Source organism: Silvibacterium acidisoli (assembly GCA_022870745.1).
Lineage (GTDB): Bacteria > Acidobacteriota > Terriglobia > Terriglobales > Acidobacteriaceae > Silvibacterium.
In genome coordinates, this window is sequence record CP085323.1 from 1251149 (window position 1) to 1269928 (window position 18780).

Below are 18780 nucleotides of genomic sequence, written 5' to 3' on the forward strand. Positions count from 1 at the left end.
CTCTTTGCTTTGGTGCTGGTTGGGGTTAGAAGTACAGCTTCGCACCGAGCTGAATTTCGCGCGGGTTATGCGTCGCAGTGACTTGTCCGAAGGTCGAGTCCGATACGCTGGTATCGAATCCCGAGGGATTGGTGTGGTTGAAGGCGTTGAAGAATTCGCCGCGAATCTGCAGGCTGTAACGCTCTGCAAACTTCACGTTCTTCATCGCGCCGATGTCCCAGTTCTGCTCGCCGGGACCATAGACGCTGCCGACACGCGAGCTTCCGAAATGGGCAGACGCCGTGGTGAAGGAGGTTGGGGCGATCCACTCATTCGTTGCAGCATTCAGTTTCTTGCTCAGGTGCACAGGACCTGCCTGATCTGCGCGAATCTGAACGGAACCATCACCCGAGGTTCCCATACCGAGACCGCCCGGATAGGTGCCCGGAGGAATCGGCACAGTTACATTTCCCTGATCATCCGTTAGTGCAACGCAGGCTCCGGTTGTAGCGCTGGTGTTGGGGCAAGCGAAGGGATCATTCGACTGCGTGATCGTATTCGACATACCCGACTCAACCGTCGTAATGCCGGAAACCTCCCAACCGCCGAGCGTATGGCCAAGCAGTCCATGCTGCTCCTTGAAGAAGGGCAGGTCGTAAACGTAGTTCACCACGAAGATCTGAGGCTCATTGAATGAGGTTGGGCCGTAGCTATCGTGGAGGTTGTAAGTGTTGTTGGCCGCGATATCGCGATCAGCTTCGGCATCACCCAGCGTTCTCGACCAGGTATAGGAAGCACCGATCGTGAGCCCATTTGCTACGTGATGGTTGATCGAGAGCTGCAGCGAATTGTAATTGCTGGTGAATCCGGTGAAGCGGTTCTTGATGTAGTTGTAGCCGAGGTAAGGGCGCACATCATTCACGTTTACGTCAGGGTTCGCTTCGCGGGCTGCCAGCGTCGGCTGATTGCGATCGACTTCACCCAGCAGGTGACGCCCCTGCGATCCGACGTACGCGATTTCGAAGGTCGTCGCACGATCAATCGCCTGCTGTACCGAGAGGTTGTATGTGTTGTAAGAAGGAACCTTTAGGTCGGGGGTACCAGTGGTTTCGATCGCCTGTGGTCCAAGAGGAGCTGAGCCAGCCACACCGAGCGGATTGTCGAACGTGGTGTTCTGGACATAGGCCTGCTGTACCAACGGAGGATTGGTGAAAGCGTTCTGCTCCCACATGCCGTTCAGGGTGCGGTCGTAGAAAATTCCAAAACCGCCGCGGAGAACGGTGCGTCCGGTGTTATCGACCGTGTAAGCGAAGCCGACTCGCGGAGCAAAGTTAAGATTCGAGTTCGGGTTCACACCAGACCCGTAAGGCGAGCAGCTGGTGAGCGGAGCAATGGACTGAGCCTGCGTGCAGGCGCTGCCTGTCGGGAAGATAAGACCGTTGGTATAAGTCGCAGGCACTACAGACTGACCGGCAACAAAACTTCCCGTGCCATCGAGCAGCGGGGCCTTCGCGGCGTTGAACAGAGCCGGCGAGAAGTTGCTGAGCGTGTTGGCATAGTCGCTTGGACCAGGGAAATAGCTATAGCGCATACCCAGGTTTAGCGTCAGGCGCGGCGTGACCTTCCAGTCATCCTGCACATAAGCTTCGAAGTTCTTGTAACGAAGATCGGGAATGATATCGCGGTTGTTCTGCTGATACAGCGCAACATTGCCGACGAGGAAGTCACCGAAGCTGTTGAACGTGAAGGACGAATCTCCACCCGAAGAATTTTCGGACTTGAGCATCCACTGCACAGTCGCACCAGCGCGGATGGTGTGGTTGTGCAGCGTCCAGGTAAAGTTGTCGAAGATATTCCGATCAAGGTTCGCTTCGTGGTAGGGCGATGACCCTTCTGAGACACCGGTGTAGCCAGTGATGTTGATGCTGGGCAGGCGGCTGTAGGGATCGTTATAGGCGAAGTTGTTGCTCAACTGGCTGATGATGCTCTGGTCGACAGCAGCACCGGAGAGCGCGGACTCGATGCCGCCTTCAGAATAGGCAAACTCGAATTCGTTCACCATGGTCGGAGAAATCACATAGCTGAGGTTGCCGACCGCATTGGTACCGGGAACCTGCAGCGCCACGTTCACCACGCCCGGGAAGTTATTGCCACCCCAGAGTCCAGTGGGAACATTCGAAGGAATCGTGTCCTTCATGTAACGCGCGTAGAACTTGAGCTTCGAAGTGATGTCGTAATCGAAGCGAACAATATCCTGGCGGAAATTGTTCAGCGCCGAATAAGTGGAAATGTAGTTGCCGCCTGTCGCATCGCTGACCGCATTGTTCGCAGTGAATTTGCTCAGAATGTTCGAGATATAAACCTTTGCATTCGCGCTGAAGCAGGCGGGATTGATCTGCGTCGTGTCGGTCGCCTTCGTATAAACAGCACAGCCTGCAGGAGCGCTTACCTGGCCAGCAACCAGACCGTTGAGCATTGCGGGCGAAGCTGCGGGAATATCGATCGTGTTCGGCGAAGAGACCTTGCGCCACTCTTCCGACCAGAAGAAATACGTCTTGTCCTTGTTGGTGTTGTAGACCTTCGGAATGTAGAGCGGTCCACCGATCGTGAAGCCGAAGTTATTGTAACGTTCGACGGCGCGCGGCTGATCGCTGGCATTCGCGAGGAAGGTGTTCGCGTTGAACCAGTCATTGCGAACGAACTCGTACGCATCGCCGTGGAATTCGCGGGTTCCGGCCTTCGTTGCCACCATTACCTGTGCACCGGCGCTGCGGCCGAAGGAAGCATCGTACTGACTGCGCTCGAGAGTGAACTCCTGGATCGCATCGACGCTGGGAATATTGAGGAGCGTGCCGTTCGATCCGCTGTCGTTGATGTCGGCGCCGTCAACCGTCCAGTTGTTGCCGGTTCCACGCACACCGTTCACTGACACATCGGTGGTGCTGTTCAGTCCGTATCCGGGCTCGTCGCCCAGGTTATTCACTACACCCGGCTGCAACGTAACCAACTGCTCAAAGTTGCGGTTGTTGAGCTCGAGCTCACGTACCTGCGTGCCGGTAATCGTTGTAGACTGAGCCGCGGTTTCGGTCTGCAGGGAGATAGGATTCTCCTCGACCGTAACCGTTTCCGTCGCAGCACCGGCCTGAAGCTGGGCGCTTACGTTCAGCTTTTGTGACACATTGACGGTTACATTCTTCGCCGTGAACGCTTTGAAACCGGAGGCCGTCACCGTCACGGTGTAGTTCGAAGGCGGGATGTTGGTAGCAGTATAGTTTCCGCTCCCATCGGTCATAACCGTGCGCTCGTCGGTATCGGTATCGACACGATGGATAACGACCTTTGCGCCGCTTACGACTGCGCCGGACTGGTCGCTGACGGTACCGCTGATGGTGCCTTGCACTTCCTGGGAAAACCCCGAAGTACAGAACAGGACACTGGCCACAAAAATAACGCAGAGATGGAAAATGTTTTTGATCACGAAATCCTCAACGTATTAATTCGATTGAAACCCTTATTGATTGAGCCCGAGGAAGTGCCGTGGGATCGAGGTTGGATGGTCTAGCGTCGCATATAGCCACAGCGATGCGGGGCCGAGGACATGCAATTTCCAGCAATGCCCGTAGTTGGTTTGGCCAATAATAGGCCAGATGAATAGAACATTACAAGGAAGTTTTGCGGTCCGGACGGACCGAATAGAAGCGAGCCGCTGGGCTCAATAAATGATGTTTATGGCGGGCGCTACCGGGGAGATAGCGCCGTCTGAATTGCAAGCAGGCTTTCAAGAACCGGCTTCAGATTCTTGAGGTCGAGTGCATTGGCTCCGTCGGACTTTGCCTCTGCCGGGTTGTCATGCACCTCGAGGAAAATTCCGTCCACTCCTGCAGCCACCGCGGCGCGTGCGAGCAGCGGAATAAATTCCGGCTGGCCACCGGAAACTCCATTCGCCGCCGAAGGTGTCTGCACCGAATGCGTTCCGTCAAAGACGACGGGCGCGAGCTTGCGCATGATGGCGAGCGAACGCATATCGACGACAAGGTTGTTGTAGCCGAAAGTAGTTCCACGCTCGGTGAGAAAGACGCGTGAGTTGCCGCTGTCTGTCACCTTCTCCACAGCGTGCTTCATGTCTCCTGGAGCGACGAACTGGCCCTTCTTCACGTTGACGGCGCGGCCGGTCTCCGCTGCGGCGACAAGCAGGTCAGTCTGCCTGCAGAGAAAGGCCGGAATCTGCAGCACATCCACACCCTCGGCTGCGATCGCGCAGTGCCCGGGCTCGTGAACATCGGTCAGCGTCGGAAGCCCTGTTGCTTCGCGCAGACGGCGCAGGATTGCGATGCCCTCGTGAATGCCGGGGCCGCGGAAGCTCTTTACCGAGGTGCGATTCGCCTTATCGTAGGAAGCCTTAAAGATGTACGGAACGCCCAGGTCAGAGGTGATGCGCTGAATCGCATCGGCCATCTTGCGCACGTGCGCTTCACTTTCAATAACGCAGGGGCCGGCAATCAGAAACAGCTTGCCGGAACCAACAGGGACAGGGCCAATCTCGAAAGAAGAACTCACCCTCTTATTGAATCACAGCGCGGGGTCAGTCGACCTGCACCTGGTCGAAGCCGAATGTCAGGATCAGTTTCGTAACTGTGGCCGCAGCATTTTTGTGCGCCATGTCGAGGATGCCGGCTTGCTGGGCCGAATTCTGCAACTCCTGCTGAGCCTTGGCGCGCACTTCGCTTTCGAGGTTCGGATCGGCAGGCACGAACAGGCCTGTCGAGCGTGAGTAGACCTTCGTCTTGCCGTTATCGAGTGCGGTCACAAAAATCTGCGCGGGCGGCAGGTGAACATGCACAGTCTTGCCGTCTACGCTTACGTCCGATGGCTTGAGCGCGCCTAGATCGACGCCGGCAATAGCTTCGCCGTGAACGGAAAGCAGCAGCCGGTCTCCCACCAGGAAGTCCGGAAGAATACTGTTCGAGCGGTCGCCTTCGACGACCTTATCCATGGTGTAGGTGACGGTCTCGAGCCGCTGCAGGCGCTGGATCTTATCGACGATCGTTGGCGCAGTGCTATCGATGCGAAGCGTGCGGCCGGTTATGTCGGTCGCTACGCGGTCCCAGATGCCATGCGTCGCTGCGCGCACGAAGAACAGCAGCAGACCAAAACCGACGAGCAGGCCAAAGAGCACGAGCAGCAGCGCTGTCCACACGCGCGAACGGCGCGGCTTGCGATCGGAGGGTGTGGCAACCGTGTTCACGTTGATTTAGATGCAGGCAGAAAAAAAACGGCCCCTCAGGTGAGGGGCCAATCTGCCTTGGTTCTCTCGTTGTGTGAGAGCTTGGTTGCGGACCTTATGGTCTAGTTTTTATCGAACCGCTGGTTGCGACGCAGCACCCTGAGGGGAGGGCTGCGCGGAAGACTGCTGCGTCGCACCAATCGGCGAACCGGCATCCGAAGATGACGAGTTCAAGGCCGCTAAACTGTTTTGGAGAAGCGTCACGCGGACAACACTACCGCTGGGTACGCTGCTCGAATCATCGATTTTGGCGTTGCCCATCGCAACCTGGTGAATGCGATAGACCGGCACCTGATGCTCGGCAAGATAGCGCTTGACCGCATCTGCCATATGTTCCGAGTTCTGGATTCCGGCCTGTCCACGGGTACGCGAATAACCGGCAATCTCAACCACATAACCCTTCTGACCCTGCAGCTGGGTTGCGATCTGATCCAAGGCATCCTTCGCCTTGGCATTCAGTACAGTCTGACCGGGACGGAAGCGGATTTCTGTGTCGTTGACCTTCTGATACTGGTCGATGTTCGAAACCGTGGTGTTCAGCTTTGCCGTCTGGGCGCTCGCCTGCTGGGCGGTTTGATTCGCCTGACCCGCCATCGAGTTGGCTGCGACCGCAGTAGTATTTGCCTGATCGGCGGTCGACTGCGCCTGATGGATACCAGCCTGGGCGCGGCCATCTACATCCTTAATGTCGTTGGCGTTCTTTGCCTGCAGCTGATCGAGTTCATTGAGACGGTCTTTGACCGGATCAATCTGCCTTTTTACCCACTTCTTGCGGGCGAGGGGATTCATGTGTCCCCAGAAGCCTTCATTCGACTTGGTTGAGAGCGGCTGCCCGGTGGCATAGGTGCTGTTATCACCCGGGTTTGAGCTTGCGGTGCCGGTGGAGCTTCCACCGTTCGACGCGCCGGTCTGTACCTGTGCGGGGGCTGACTGGTTCGACTGGGCAAATGCAGGGCATCCCAGGCTGGCTGCAACAAGCAGCGCCGCAATCGCCGGAGATGTGGAAAGTGACTTCATTCGAATCGTTTTTTCTACGTTCTGTTTTGTCATTTGTGCTTTCCTTCGCATGGTCTTTTGACGCATGTTACGGAAGCTGCGCAGCATCCTGTACGCGGCTAGTAGTGCAGTTCGAGGGCCAAACCTGATGGCCATCGAGATAATTATTAAGTTGTTTATTTTTAAAAAGATAGAAGAACGGTTTGGGTACACGCCCTAGGGGGCCGGGCGTGTAATTTTGGCGGGATGAAAAATTTACCTTGTTTCAGGCGGGAAAAATTTGCCCGCCGGAGAGCTTTTAGCGGTTGTTATCAAGAACTTCCGCCAGGTGCCGAGCAGGCCGGACGCGGTTCTGCGAGACCTGTTCGCGGCAGCTGAAGCCGTCGCTGACCAGCAACGTGTCTTCTGGAGCAGTTCGGAAGGCAGGCAGCAGCCGGCGCTCCGCGAGGCTTTGCGAGATCTCAAACTTCTCCGCCTCAAAACCGAATGGGCCCGCCATGCCGCAGCAGCCGGAATCGAGCACTGTGACCTCCGCTCCGCCGCGCGAGAGAAGCTCGCGCTCCGATGCCATCTTGGTCGCGGATTTCTGATGACAGTGACCGTGCAGCAGTACGGACTTTCCTGCCAGGTGCTCGGGTTTGTAGCCGGGCGCATGGCGCAGCAGGAAGTCGCTGAGCAGGTACGTCTGCTCGCGGAGCCGTTTCGCCTTCGGATCGTTCGGAAAGAAGTTGATCAACTCATCGCGAAAGACGCTGGCGCAGGAGGGTTCCAGGAAGACGATCGGCATGCCGCTTTCAATTTCATCGGAGAGCGAGCCCATGATCTTCACGAGGTATTCGCGGGCCTCCTTCAGGAATCCAAAATCATAGAGCGGACGGCCGCAGCAGACATGCCCTTTCGGGGCGCGAACATCGAACCCGGCTGTCGTAAGCACCGATTGTGCCGAGCCGAGCGTCTGCGGATGATAGTAGTTGTTCCACGTATCCGGCCAAAGCAGTACGGGCGGCTTGTTCTCTGCTTTTGAACCCTTGAAAAAGCTGCTGAAGCTCCGCGGCGCAAAGCGAGGCAGCGTCCGCTCAGGAGCGATGCCCAGAACCGCTTTGATGGCATGGCTCAAGCCGGGTATCGACATCGGCAGATTGGCCAGTTGCGGCGTGACGCCGGGGATCGCTGAAGCCATGCGCGCCCACTTGTCCATGAATCCAAATGCATAGTGGCGCAACGGACGGCGATGGCCGTCGTAGTAGTGCGCAAGGAACTCCGACTTGTACGTGGCCATATCCACGTTGACCGGGCACTCGTTCTTGCAGGCCTTGCATGACAGGCAGAGGTCGAGTGCTTCGTGCACAGCCTCGTTCTGCCAGTCGGCCGCGTTGCCTTTCGAGAGCAGATCCCCGTCGAGCATCTCCCAGAGCAGGTGAGCGCGGCCGCGCGTGGAGTGCTGCTCTTCCTGCGTGGCCATGTAGCTGGGGCACATGGTTCCTGCTTCGGCCTTGCGGCATGCTCCGACGCCGACACAACGCAGGGTAGCTTCGGAGAGCGACCCTTTGTCGTCGGGAAACTGGAAGAAGGTCTCGCGGGGATGCGCTTCGTATCCAGCACCGAGGCGAAGGTTCTCCGTGGGGTCGTAGACAGCAACCGGGTCGATCAACTTGCCGGGGTTCATGCTGTTCGTCGGATCCCAGAGCGCCTTGAACTCCTGGAAGGCCTGCATCAGCTCCGGTCCGAACATCTTCGGCAACAGCGCCGCGCGGGACTGCCCGTCTCCGTGTTCACCGGAGATGGAGCCTCCGTGCGCGATCACGATGTCTGTGGCTTTATCTATGAACTCGCGATACTTCGCGATGCCCTGCGTGGATTCAAGATCGAAGTTGATGCGCATGTGCACGCAGCCCTGGCCGAAGTGGCCGTACATGGCGCTGTCGTAGCCGTAGCTGTCCATCAGCTTGTAGAGCTGGCGCAAGTAGGAACCGAGCTGGGCTGGAGGAACGGCGGAATCTTCCCAGCCCTCCCAGTGGTGCGCCTGCCCGGGAACGAAGACCGTTGCGCCCAGTGCCGATTCGCGCACATGCCAGACGTGCGGAGCCTCGGCCTCGGAGTAAAGCCGCGTCGAGGGGCGCGATGGCAGGGTGTTCATGTCGGCGATGAAGCGCTCAGCCTGTTCCAGCACGTCGGTTTCATTCCACGCGCCGAACTCTACCAACAGGAATCCATCGCCTGGCGGCAACAGCTTGATGTCATCGAGCGCGAGGCCTTTAAGACGCATGTAGCCGGTCAGCGTGGAATCGAAACCTTCAAGGCCGATGGGGTTGTGCTCGAGAATCTTCGGTACATGATCGGCAGCAACGAATGCGTCGGGAAAACCCACGACGACCAGCCGGCGGCACTGCGGACTCGGTTTGAGATCGAGCGTTGCGTTCAGAATGGTGACGCAGGTTCCTTCGCTGCCTACCAGCGCTCGCGCGACGTGAAATCCATTTTCGGGCAGCAACTCGTCGAGGTTATAGCCGGAAACGCGGCGAGGAATGTCGGGAAAGCGCTCGCGAACCAGCTTCCCGTACCGGTCGCGGATGCGTGCGAGTCCGGCATAGATCTGGCCCTTGCGGCCGCCAGCCGAGACGATGCGGGAAAACTCCTCGTCGCTGGTCTTGCCCACGGTCATGCGCGTGCCGTCATAAAGCAGAATGTCGAGCGAGTGAATATTGTCGACCGTCTTGCCGCCCATCAGTGCATGAGTACCGCAGGAGTTGTTGCCGATCATGCCGCCCAGCGTGCAGCGTGAATGCGTCGCAGGATCGGGCGCGAAGGTCAGCTCATGCCGTTCGGCTGCTTCCCTCACCCGGTCAAGTACGATACCCGGCTCGACCACTGCCAGCCGCGACTCGGGGTCGAGAGACACGATGTTGCGCATGTACTTCGAGAAATCCAGGACGACGGCTACGTTGCAGCACTGGCCCGCGAGGCTGGTACCGCCGCCGCGTGAGAGCACCGGAGCGCCCAGCTCGCGGCAGATCTCCATGGTCGCCTGCACATCGGCGATATCGCGCGGCAGCACTATACCGATCGGTGTCTGGCGATAGTTGGAACCGTCAGTGGAGTATAGCGCCCGCGAGCCCGCATCGAATCGGACTTCGCCGCGAATGCGTCCGGCGAGCCGCGATTCGAGTTCGCGCGCCGCCGAAAAAGACTCATGCGGATGCTTGTTGTTCAGAATGGAGAAACCGGTATTCACAGGCGAATCCCTATCGTTTCCAGGCTCGATCTCATTTCCTCAAGCCTCGCTGGCCGCCCGGTTCGTCCTGGCTCAAAGCGACGATGCATGGCGGCGTCTGCTAGTGAATGAGTCCCGAGCCCGGCCACTCGTATACCACTACGCCGAGGTCGTTCAATGCGTTGATGGTCGCCTCAACATTGCGGCGCACCGGAACGCGATCGGCACGCAGCGCCATCGAATCCTCATCGACAGCCACCACGCGCCCGTAAGGCCACGCGTCCTCGGGGAGCGCAGCCAACGCCTCGGGCAGATCGGAGAGGCGGATCACCAGCTCGCGCTTGCGGGCATCAGCCGGATGCATCATGCTGCCGCTCAGCACATCGCTCTTCGGTCCCTCGGGATACATGATGCGCAGCGTCAGGTTTTTCTTGCCGACGATCAGGAAAGGATTGCCCCAGCTCTCCTTCGTATGAATCGCCAGGTAACGCGTCTTCGATGGCGGAGGGATCTGGTCGAGTTGGTCACGATCGTTCGAACGCGCCGTGGCAGCAGCCTTCGCCTGCTGCGGGGTCGATGCAGGTGTGGCGTTTACCGGAGGGTTCTGGTTGCCATGCCCACAGGCGACAAGGGCGATTGCAAAGGCCAGGGTGCAGGGAATAGTTACGAATCTTTTCATCAGACGAGTGCGGAAATGCTGAGCAGATTCAGCATAACAGGGGAGGAAGCAGCGCTGCGGCCGGTGATGGAAGGTTCAGCCGGTGTGCCGGTTAGCTTTCCGAATTAAGGATTGTCATTCCGAATGAACTTCGGAATGACAATCCTTTAGAGAAGCAGACTCCAGCCCGGAATCTATCCCTTCGCGTTCAGCCGCTCTTTCCCGATCGCATCGAGCACGCCGTTGAGGAAATTGATCGACTCTGGCGCCGAGTAGCGCTTGGCGATCTCGAGTGCCTCGTTAATGACGATCTGGTGCGGCGTTCCGGGGAAGCCGATCATCTCCGCCACGGCCATGCGTAGAACGTTACGATCGACCGCCGACATGCGCGTCAGCTTCCAGTTTGCCGAGTGGCTCTCGATCGTCTGATCGATCTCTTCCTCGCGAGCCACGGCCACGCGGAAGATGTCTTCGGCAAAACCGCGGGCCTCGTCTTCGACGTCTTCACGGGCCTGCCAGAAGGTGCTGCGCACCTCGTCCGGATTCTGCTTGCCGATGTCCGACTGGAAAAGCATCTGCATGGCGAGTTCGCGGCTCTTGCGCCGCTTGCCTACGACGCTCATTCGGACGCCACTTTCTGGTCGATCTTGCGGTTGAGCGACACCATCTCGATGGCCGCCGAGGCCGCCTCGAATCCCTTGTTTCCCGCCTTCAGCCCGGCCCGGTCAAGCGCCTGCTCCAACGTCTCGCAGGTCAACACGCCAAACGCATGGGGAATTCCCGTCTCCTGTTGCGATTGCCCGATGCCGCGCGAGACTTCGTTATAGATGGCCTCGTAGTGGGCGGTTTCGCCGCGCAGCAGTACGCCGAGAGTAATTACCGCATCGACCAGCTTGGTTTCGGCCACCTTGCGGGCTGCGGCAGGAATCTCCCATGCGCCGGGTACGCGGAGGATATGGACTTCGTCCTTACGGGCGCCGCTGCGGTAGAGGCAGTCAAGCGCGCCCTCGAGCAGGCGATCTGTGATCACCGAGTTCCAGCGGGCTACGATGATGGCGAATTTCGCCCCTTCAGCAGATAGGTCGCCAGCAAGCGCCACCGGCTTGCCCCGGAGCGGCTCGTCCCATTCCCAGAAGGCGTACACGATGCCCGGAACCGGCTCAGCGGTGAAAACACGGGACTTCCAGAAGGTTTCCGCCGTCTCCGAGATGCGCTTCGGCGCTTCGGCAGCGCTCAAGTTGGTGGCAAGCCAGTGCTCGATCACGCCACGCACGGCATCGAGTTGCGTGACCTCGATCCAGGTATCGGTTGCACCCTGCTTCATGCCATCCACGAACTCAAGATTGCCGAGCGGAGCCAGGAATGGGCGTCCGCGGTCTCCCTCCCTGTTCCAGGACTGGCCGTCTTCAAAACCAAGTGCCGCGAAGAAGCTCACCAGCGTGTCGTAAACAGCGGGAGAGCTCGCAGGTCGTACGAGAGTAATGCCTTTAATCATGACTCTTTAAAGGTATCAGGACGGCATCTGCAGTGTTGAGACACAGTGTCTTTTTGGTGTCACTTTAAAGCCCTCTGCCCCAGCTTCGATTTCGGGGCAATCGCGGTGAAGCCTGATCCCGTGACCAGCTTCGGGTAAAAGTCCGACTGTCGAGACAAAACCACCGCTGAAAAAGATCGTGCGGCAACAAACCCAGCAGTGTCAGCAATTTATAAAGTTGATAATAAGACGCTCATGTTTTATGCATCTTTCGCGCTACAGTCCTCATCAGATCAAATGCAAGCCGGTCTCCCGGCCGGCAAACTACACAGCTTCGGAGGAAATGAACCATGGCTATCACCCGTTTTGCCCCTTATCGTGATGTCGTTTCGCTGCAGAACCGCTTGAACTCGCTCTTCCAGGACTTCAACCAGTCGCAGGCAGGCACTGACCCGGTCGTGGCGGCTGCCTTCGTTCCCCCTGTCGATGTTTATGAGGACGAGCACAAGGTCGTTCTGAAACTGGAAGTCCCTGGGCTGAAGCGCGAAGAGATCGACATTCAGCTCGACAACCACACCCTGACCGTGCGCGGCGAGCGCAAGTTCGAGAAAGAAGAGAAGCAGGAGAACTTCCACCGCATTGAGCGCCGCTATGGAAGCTTCTACCGCTCCTTTACCCTGCCGAACACGCTCAACACCGAGCAGGTAAAGGCCGATTATGATGCCGGTGTGCTGCGTGTCGAGGTCGAGAAGCGCGCTGAAGCCAAACCCCGCCAGATCAAGGTAGAGGTAGGCAGCGCGGCTCCCAGGGTCGAGAATCAGCCGGCGGCGTAAGCAGCAGCTTCAAGGATGGAGAAAGCGGCGCATGGAATGAAATCTGTGCGCTGCTTTCGAACATCCAAACGAACGAAGTTTGAACAGGTATTTGTAAGAGAAAGAATGTAAGCGAGCGAATTCGCTGGAGGCCGACCGGTGTCGAGCTGACCGTTTCCTCGCTGGAGGTGACATGGCTGTACGTTGGGATAAATTCACACTGAAATCGCAGGAAGCCGTACAGGCGGCGAGCCAGATGGCAGCCGAGAACGGCAATCCTGAGGTTCTGCCGCTGCACCTGCTGGCGGCCCTGCTCGAGGACCAGGATGGCATTATCGTGCCTGTTCTCGAAAAAGTTGGAGTGCCTGCCTCGCAACTCAACGCGAAGACGCAGGAAGCGGTTGGCAAGTTGCCCAAGGTAAGTGGCGGCTCAGCTCAGCCCGGCGCGTCGAATGCGCTCAATAAGATTTTTGACCAGGCATTTAAAGAGGCCGGTCATTTCAAGGACGAATACGTCTCGACCGAGCACCTGCTGCTTGCGCTGGCCGATCAGAAGAACGACGGCGCGCAGCTGCTGCTGGCCTCGTTCGGCGCAACGCACGACACGATTCTGAAGGGCCTGACGACAGTGCGCGGCACCCAGCGCGTGACCGATCAGAATCCTGAAGCAAAGTTCCAGGCGCTCGAGAAATATGCGAAGGACTTGAACGAACTAGCGCGCCGCGGCAAGCTCGATCCGGTGATCGGACGCGACGAAGAGATTCGTCGTGTCATCCAGGTGCTTTCCCGCAGGACGAAGAACAATCCGGTGCTGATCGGCGAGCCAGGCGTTGGCAAGACCGCCATCGTCGAAGGACTCGCGCGCCGCATCGTGCAGGGCGACGTGCCCGAGATTCTGCGCGACAAGCGCGTGATCTCGCTCGACCTCGGCTCTATGCTCGCCGGTGCGAAGTATCGCGGTGAGTTCGAGGACAGGCTGAAAGCCATTCTGAAAGAGATCGAAGACTCGAACGGTCAGATCATTCTCTTCATCGATGAGTTGCATACGCTGGTCGGCGCTGGAGCGGCAGAAGGCGCGATCGATGCCTCGAACATGCTTAAGCCGGCACTTGCTCGCGGCGAGCTGCGGGCCATCGGCGCAACCACGTTGAACGAGTACCGCAAATACATCGAGAAGGATGCAGCGCTCGAACGCCGCTTCCAGATCGTCTTCGTCGGCGAACCGAATGTCGAAGACACCATCGCCATCCTGCGCGGGCTGAAGGAGCGCTACGAGTCGCACCACAAGGTGCGCATCAAGGACTCGGCGATCGTTTCGGCGGCGACGCTGTCGCACCGCTACATCTCCGACCGCTTTCTGCCGGACAAGGCCATTGACCTTGTCGATGAAGCTGCGGCTTCGCTGGCGATTCAGATTGGATCCGTGCCGGTTGAGATCGATCAGCTCGATCGCCAGGCGACTTCGCTCGAAATCGAGAAGGCCGCGCTCAAACGCGAGACGGACAAGAACTCCAAAGATCGCCTGGAGCAGGTGGAACGCGAGCTTGCCTCGGTGAAAGAGGAATCGACCGGCCTGCGTGCCCGCTGGCAGAAGGAACGCGAAGCCATTACCCGGCTGAGCGAGCTCAAAAAGCAGGTCGAAGCATTGCGCTTTGAAGGCGAGGAACAGACTCGTCTTGGAAACCTGGAGCGCTCGGCACAGATCCAGTATGGGGAATTGCCAAAGCTCGAAGCCGAATTGAAGAAGCTGACCGCCGAGCAGGACACGGTATCGGGTCCGCGCATGCTGAAGGAAGAGGTGGATGAAGAAGACATCGCCAAGATCGTCAGCAAGTGGACTGGCATTCCAGTCTCGAAGATGCTCGAAGGCGAAGTAAAGAAGCTGGTCGAAATGGAAGCGCGCCTGCGAGAGCGGGTGATCGGCCAGGAAGATGCGCTGAAGACCGTAGCCAATGCCATCCGGCGTTCGCGTGCCGGCCTTAGCGATCCGAAGAAGCCGATTGGCTCCTTCATCTTCCTGGGACCGACGGGCGTGGGCAAGACCGAAACTGCGCGCGCACTGGCCGAGTTCCTCTTCGATGACGAATCGGCGATGGTGCGCATCGATATGTCGGAGTACATGGAGAAGCATGCCGTGGCAAGGCTGATCGGCGCGCCTCCTGGCTACATCGGCTTCGATGAAGGCGGGCAGCTCACGGAAGCAGTACGGCGTAGACCGTACTCGGTTGTCCTCTTCGACGAGATCGAGAAGGCGCATCCGGATGTCTTCAACGTGCTGTTGCAGGTGCTGGACGACGGGCGCCTGACCGATTCAAAGGGCAGGACTGTCGACTTCAAGAACACCGTGCTGATCATGACCTCGAACCTGGGTGCTCATGCTCTGCAGGGAGAGTCGCTGACCAATGAAGCAGCCTTCGACCGCGCCAAGGATCAGGTGATGGACGTGCTGAAGCAGAGCTTCCGTCCCGAGTTCCTGAATCGCGTGGACGACATCGTGATCTTCCGTCCGCTGGGCGAAGAACAGCTGTCGCACATCGTGGATCTGCGGCTCAAGGATCTCGAAAAGCTGCTGGCAAGCCGCGAGATCACCATCGAGCTGACGGAGCAGGCGCGGCATCAGCTCTTCACGAGCGGCTACGACCAGGCTTATGGAGCGCGTCCGCTGAAGCGCGCCATCCAGCGGCTGATTCAGGACCCGCTGGCGATCAAGATCCTCGACGGAGAGATACTGCATGGCGATCACGTGCGGATCGACTCGGACAAGCAGAATAACCAGCTGCGTTTTGAGGTAAAGACGAGAGCAGGAATTCCGCTTGAAGGACATCTGATCGGACGAGCGTAAGAACAGGCAGCACAACTGAAAGGCGGGAGTAATCCCGCCTTTTCTTTTGCCCGCTGTTTTCTTGTCGTCCTACCGAGAAGCAGGCTCGAGGACGGATTCCCGGGTACGAACCTTCTGGAATTCTTTGAGGTAAGGAGAAAGGTCCAGCGCAGAGCCCTGCTTCACGACAAAGGGATTGATCTTTACAACATCGGCCTCGTCACTCGGCGTGCCGATGGGTTCAATCTTCAGTTCTTTGAGAGTGATGTTGCTGTCGCCGAATGTGCGGGTAATCTTAAGAACGCACTTCCCTTCCGCAGGTGAGTACTCGAGGTCTGCCCAGAAGCGCGGAAAGAACAGAGGCAGGGTTGTTTGCTTCTGCCCTGGCAGCAGCGTGGGGCTGAGTGTAATTCTTTGCCCGGGAACATCCAGCGCCGCGTTGCTCAGAACATCTGAAATGAACCATGTCACCGGCCCCGCTACATAGGTAAGTTCACCTGGATTCCAGAGGTTCTGGCTCCACGTCCAGCCGCCGCGCAGGTGCACCATCTGGATGTGGCGCATGATGTCGAGACCATCGGCAACATTCCCGAGCTGAATCGCCGCCATCGCGGTATAGCTCTCCAGGTAAAACGGCCATGTCCGCGAGCCCGGCATATCGACACCGCGCTGCATCTCCATGTCCCACACCTTGGGCGCATAGAAGTCTGGAGAAGAAATGACGGCGGTGCGCAGCTGCGTATCGATCGATGATTCTGCTTTTTCAAAAGGAAGCACATCGCCCCAGCCCGCGTATCGGCTCAGGAACTGGCCAGCCAGTTGACCGCTGAAGAGCCGGTCGTCACGGCGGTTCGCGCCTCCGATATCCGTCCCGTAGGCGAAGAAACGGCCGTTCCACAAAGCGTGGATCAGACCGGCCTGTGTCTTTTGAAACTGCTCTTCGGAGGAAGCTGCGAGCTTCGCATCTCCGATCGCATGTCCCAGCACTTCGCCCGCGCGCAGGGCCGCGAGATATACAGTTCCGGTGTATACGGAAATCTCGGGATGAGGAAAGTCGTCGTAGGTCTGACCGCCGACCGGGATGAAGGATTGATCTTTCACCTGCGCTTGCATATAGGAAAAGCCCCGCCGGATGTGTTCGGCATTTTTTTTCACAAACGAATCGTCGCCGGTCTGCTGATAGTCCTTCGCAACCTGGATCACCCACGAAGCGGTGTTGTCGATCATCTTCTCGTGGGGTACGGGTGTGTCGCCCTGGCGATCCGCGATGCCGACGAAGTAGCTGCCGTCAAAGTGCAGGATGCCTCCGTCGGTGTCCTGCGTGTCGGCAAAGCGTTGCAGCTCGGCCCTGTCGAGTTCGGTGAAAAACTTCTGGTAGACCGGATGCGCCGCAAGCCGCTGGTCCATCGTCCCGGCAAGCCCTCCCATGCCGCCTTCGATGACGCTGAAGTCTCCGCTCTTGTTGAGCATGGTGTTGGTGTACATCGTGTAGGCGCTGTTGATCAGCTTGAACTGGAGCCAGCCAGGAAGAGTGCTTGCGAGGATGGGCTGCTGCCACGCCAGTGTCTCTTCGAGAATCCGTTCACGCTGAGCAATCTCGTATGCGATGAGCGAATCGAAATTCGGGAAGTAATTTTGAAAGAAGCGGCCATAGCCGGTGGTACCGAAGCGGTTTTCGGCCTTAGGTGGTGGCGGCACGGACCATGTGACGAGAAAGCGGAAGGTCTGCTTCCCTCCCCCGGCGATATGAGCTTTGATCGCTACCACACTCGCGTTTGACGGTGCACTGTTGCCACTTAACTCTGCCGCGCCGTCGTGATCTGGAAAGTCGCCGTTTTCGCGAAAGCTTTTCCAGTTCTCGGAACTGTCCGAAGGATTCCACGAGGAGCTTGTACTCACCGTGCCGTCCTGTTTTTCCGCAAGAAGAGCAACGGCATCGATGTAGTTCTGGAAGGTCGCCTGGCGAATCGATGGCGTTGAGGCAGCGAACTGGCGCAGACCGTGAAAGCCGTCGGCATCGAGTGCGGTCACGCGGGTAGCGGGCGCGGCAATCGCAACGAGCTTCGATATATCGAACGCGCCATGGTAGCCGGTGCGCTCTGCTCCCGGAGCGACATCGTAGATTCCGCGGCCGATCAGGTCAGGCCATGACAGCGCGACCGAAGCTTCCACTGGTTTCGAATCGGAGTTTGCCAGGGTGACCTCGATCCAGAAGCCAGGCAGCGATGAATCCTTCACATCGTGCGGAACAAAGCCGCTGTGCGCATATACCGAGACCAGCGAATGCAGGCTGCTTGCGATCGGACTATCAAAGGACAGCCTTGCCGTCGGAAAGAGGCCGCGATAGGTCGAGTGCGCGTAGCCTTCCATACCGCAGAGATTCCGGCGATCTCTCTGCAGACGAATGGACGCCACGTTGCCGGAGGAATCCTTCTCCCATACCGCGAGGAACGCTTCCTTGTCCCACTCGGGATGCTCGGATCGAGCCCTTGCCACACCGCTGTCCGTGGACCAGTTGTTGATCGCAACGCGTGTGAAATGTCCATCGGGAGCGAGGTCAACCGCGCCGACTCCGATGCCACCCAGCGGAACACCGCTGGGCCCGGGAGCGTCATGCAGTGCCAGGTAATTTGCCGGCTCGCCGCTCGCGCTGCTTACATCCGCCAGAAAACGACTGTTAGCCTGCTGAGCGCCGTAGTCATCCTGTGCGTTTCCATGCCACGGCTGCGCCAGGGTTGCAGCTACCATCACACAAATTGACCAGACTCTTCCTGCTGATGGTGCTCGCATCCTGCGCTTGCTCCTTTGTCATCTTTGTTTCCATGATAAGTCGATGGGCACGGCGGAAATCCATAGCTCGTGACCTCGCTGTAATTTTTCGGCGACCTGGAATGGCATATGCTCATCCATGCAGGAAGGAGAGTTTATGAGCACTGCTGTTTACGACATTCCGGTAAAGAAGATCAATGGCGAAGCATCCACGCTCGGTGAATACGCGGGACAGGTAACGCTTGTGGTCAACGTGGCCTCGAAGTGCGGGCTGACGCCGCAGTACGAGGCGCTAGAGAAGATCTATCGCGATTACCGCGACAAGGGTTTTGTCATCGCCGGTTTCCCTGCCAACGATTTCGCCGGCCAGGAGCCAGGAACGAACGAAGAAATCCAGACCTTCTGCCAGACCATGTTTTCCGTCGACTTTCCTCTTTACGAGAAGATCGTGGTCACGGGAGCGGACACGCATCCTCTTTACCAGGCACTGATTCTTGCGCAGCCTGAGGCAATCAGCACGGCAGAGAAGCCTTTCCGTGAAGATCTGGAGGGATACGGCATCAAGACCAACGACGCGCCGGGAATCCTGTGGAACTTCGAGAAGTTTCTTCTGAATCGCCAGGGCGATGTCGTCGCACGCTTCTCGCCAGAGATGGTGCCGGACGATCCGATTGTGGTTGAGGCTATCGAGAAGGAAATCGCGAAGTAGTTCTTTTTAAACCCACCCATGTCGAAACACATGCCATGGGTGTCCCGCCCAGGCAGAGCCTGGACGG

At 58.2% G+C, this 18780-nt stretch carries 12 protein-coding genes; 3 read left to right on the plus strand and 9 right to left on the minus strand.

What is annotated here, in order from left to right:
* Positions 1-25: 25 nt before the first annotated feature.
* The 8 genes from LJD29_RS05040 to ribH all read right to left on the minus strand — a co-directional run bounded on the left by LJD29_RS05040 (position 26) and on the right by ribH (position 11623).
* Positions 26-3457 (minus strand): TonB-dependent receptor, encoded by a 3432-nt coding sequence (locus LJD29_RS05040; RefSeq protein ID WP_446744663.1) that lies wholly within the window; start codon positions 3455-3457, stop codon positions 26-28.
* A 260-nt stretch (positions 3458-3717) separates the two neighbouring features.
* On the minus strand, positions 3718-4536 hold the full coding sequence (kdsA, locus tag LJD29_RS05045) for a 3-deoxy-8-phosphooctulonate synthase (protein WP_446744664.1): 819 nt from the start codon (positions 4534-4536) through the stop codon (positions 3718-3720).
* 25 nt (positions 4537-4561) lie between these two features.
* Positions 4562-5224 carry a DUF4230 domain-containing protein gene (locus tag LJD29_RS05050; protein ID WP_446744665.1) on the minus strand — a complete coding sequence of 221 codons (663 nt, stop codon included), beginning with the start codon at positions 5222-5224 and terminating at the stop codon, positions 4562-4564.
* 108 nt (positions 5225-5332) lie between these two features.
* Complete coding sequence (locus tag LJD29_RS05055; protein ID WP_446744666.1) at positions 5333-6313, minus strand: OmpA family protein; 981 nt, start codon at positions 6311-6313, stop codon at positions 5333-5335.
* A gap of 244 nt (positions 6314-6557) precedes the next feature.
* On the minus strand, positions 6558-9491 hold the full coding sequence (locus tag LJD29_RS05060; RefSeq protein ID WP_446744667.1) for an FAD-binding and (Fe-S)-binding domain-containing protein: 2934 nt from the start codon (positions 9489-9491) through the stop codon (positions 6558-6560).
* A gap of 100 nt (positions 9492-9591) precedes the next feature.
* Positions 9592-10149: a hypothetical protein gene (locus tag LJD29_RS05065; RefSeq protein WP_446744668.1), complete on the minus strand. Its 558-nt coding sequence runs from the start codon at positions 10147-10149 to the stop codon at positions 9592-9594.
* Between the two features lie 173 nt (positions 10150-10322).
* The gene (gene nusB, locus LJD29_RS05070; protein WP_446744669.1) at positions 10323-10751 is read right to left on the minus strand and encodes a transcription antitermination factor NusB; all 429 of its coding nucleotides are present in this window, start codon (positions 10749-10751) and stop codon (positions 10323-10325) included.
* The gene (gene ribH / locus LJD29_RS05075) at positions 10748-11623 is read right to left on the minus strand and encodes a 6,7-dimethyl-8-ribityllumazine synthase (protein WP_446744670.1); all 876 of its coding nucleotides are present in this window, start codon (positions 11621-11623) and stop codon (positions 10748-10750) included. Before ribH ends, nusB begins: the two co-directional genes overlap by 4 nt.
* 329 nt (positions 11624-11952) lie before the next feature.
* On the opposite strand from ribH, the gene LJD29_RS05080 reads away from it, so the two are divergent.
* Together LJD29_RS05080 and clpB are read left to right on the plus strand one after the other, a co-directional pair.
* The gene (locus LJD29_RS05080; protein WP_446744671.1) at positions 11953-12435 is read left to right on the plus strand and encodes an Hsp20/alpha crystallin family protein; all 483 of its coding nucleotides are present in this window, start codon (positions 11953-11955) and stop codon (positions 12433-12435) included.
* 172 nt (positions 12436-12607) lie between these two features.
* Complete coding sequence (clpB, locus tag LJD29_RS05085) at positions 12608-15256, plus strand: ATP-dependent chaperone ClpB (protein WP_446744672.1); 2649 nt, start codon at positions 12608-12610, stop codon at positions 15254-15256.
* Positions 15257-15325: 69 nt separating this feature from the next.
* Here the strand turns inward: clpB and LJD29_RS05090 are convergent, their stop codons facing one another.
* Positions 15326-18025: a GH116 family glycosyl-hydrolase gene (locus LJD29_RS05090; RefSeq protein WP_446744673.1), complete on the minus strand. Its 2700-nt coding sequence runs from the start codon at positions 18023-18025 to the stop codon at positions 15326-15328.
* A gap of 136 nt (positions 18026-18161) precedes the next feature.
* On the opposite strand from LJD29_RS05090, the gene LJD29_RS05095 reads away from it, so the two are divergent.
* Positions 18162-18713 (plus strand): glutathione peroxidase, encoded by a 552-nt coding sequence (locus tag LJD29_RS05095; RefSeq protein WP_446744674.1) that lies wholly within the window; start codon positions 18162-18164, stop codon positions 18711-18713.
* Positions 18714-18780 lie beyond the last annotated feature (67 nt).

Coding starts and splice junctions, on each gene's coding strand:
- LJD29_RS05055 (WP_446744666.1), bottom strand. CDS start 6,313: ATGACAAAACAGAACGTAGAAAAAACGATTCGAATGAAGTCACTTTCC.
- LJD29_RS05065 (WP_446744668.1), bottom strand. CDS start 10,149: ATGAAAAGATTCGTAACTATTCCCTGCACCCTGGCCTTTGCAATCGCC.
- nusB (WP_446744669.1), bottom strand. CDS start 10,751: ATGAGCGTCGTAGGCAAGCGGCGCAAGAGCCGCGAACTCGCCATGCAG.
- ribH (WP_446744670.1), bottom strand. CDS start 11,623: ATGATTAAAGGCATTACTCTCGTACGACCTGCGAGCTCTCCCGCTGTT.
- LJD29_RS05080 (WP_446744671.1), top strand. CDS start 11,953: ATGGCTATCACCCGTTTTGCCCCTTATCGTGATGTCGTTTCGCTGCAG.
- clpB (WP_446744672.1), top strand. CDS start 12,608: ATGGCTGTACGTTGGGATAAATTCACACTGAAATCGCAGGAAGCCGTA.
- LJD29_RS05090 (WP_446744673.1), bottom strand. CDS start 18,025: ATGCGAGCACCATCAGCAGGAAGAGTCTGGTCAATTTGTGTGATGGTA.
- LJD29_RS05095 (WP_446744674.1), top strand. CDS start 18,162: ATGAGCACTGCTGTTTACGACATTCCGGTAAAGAAGATCAATGGCGAA.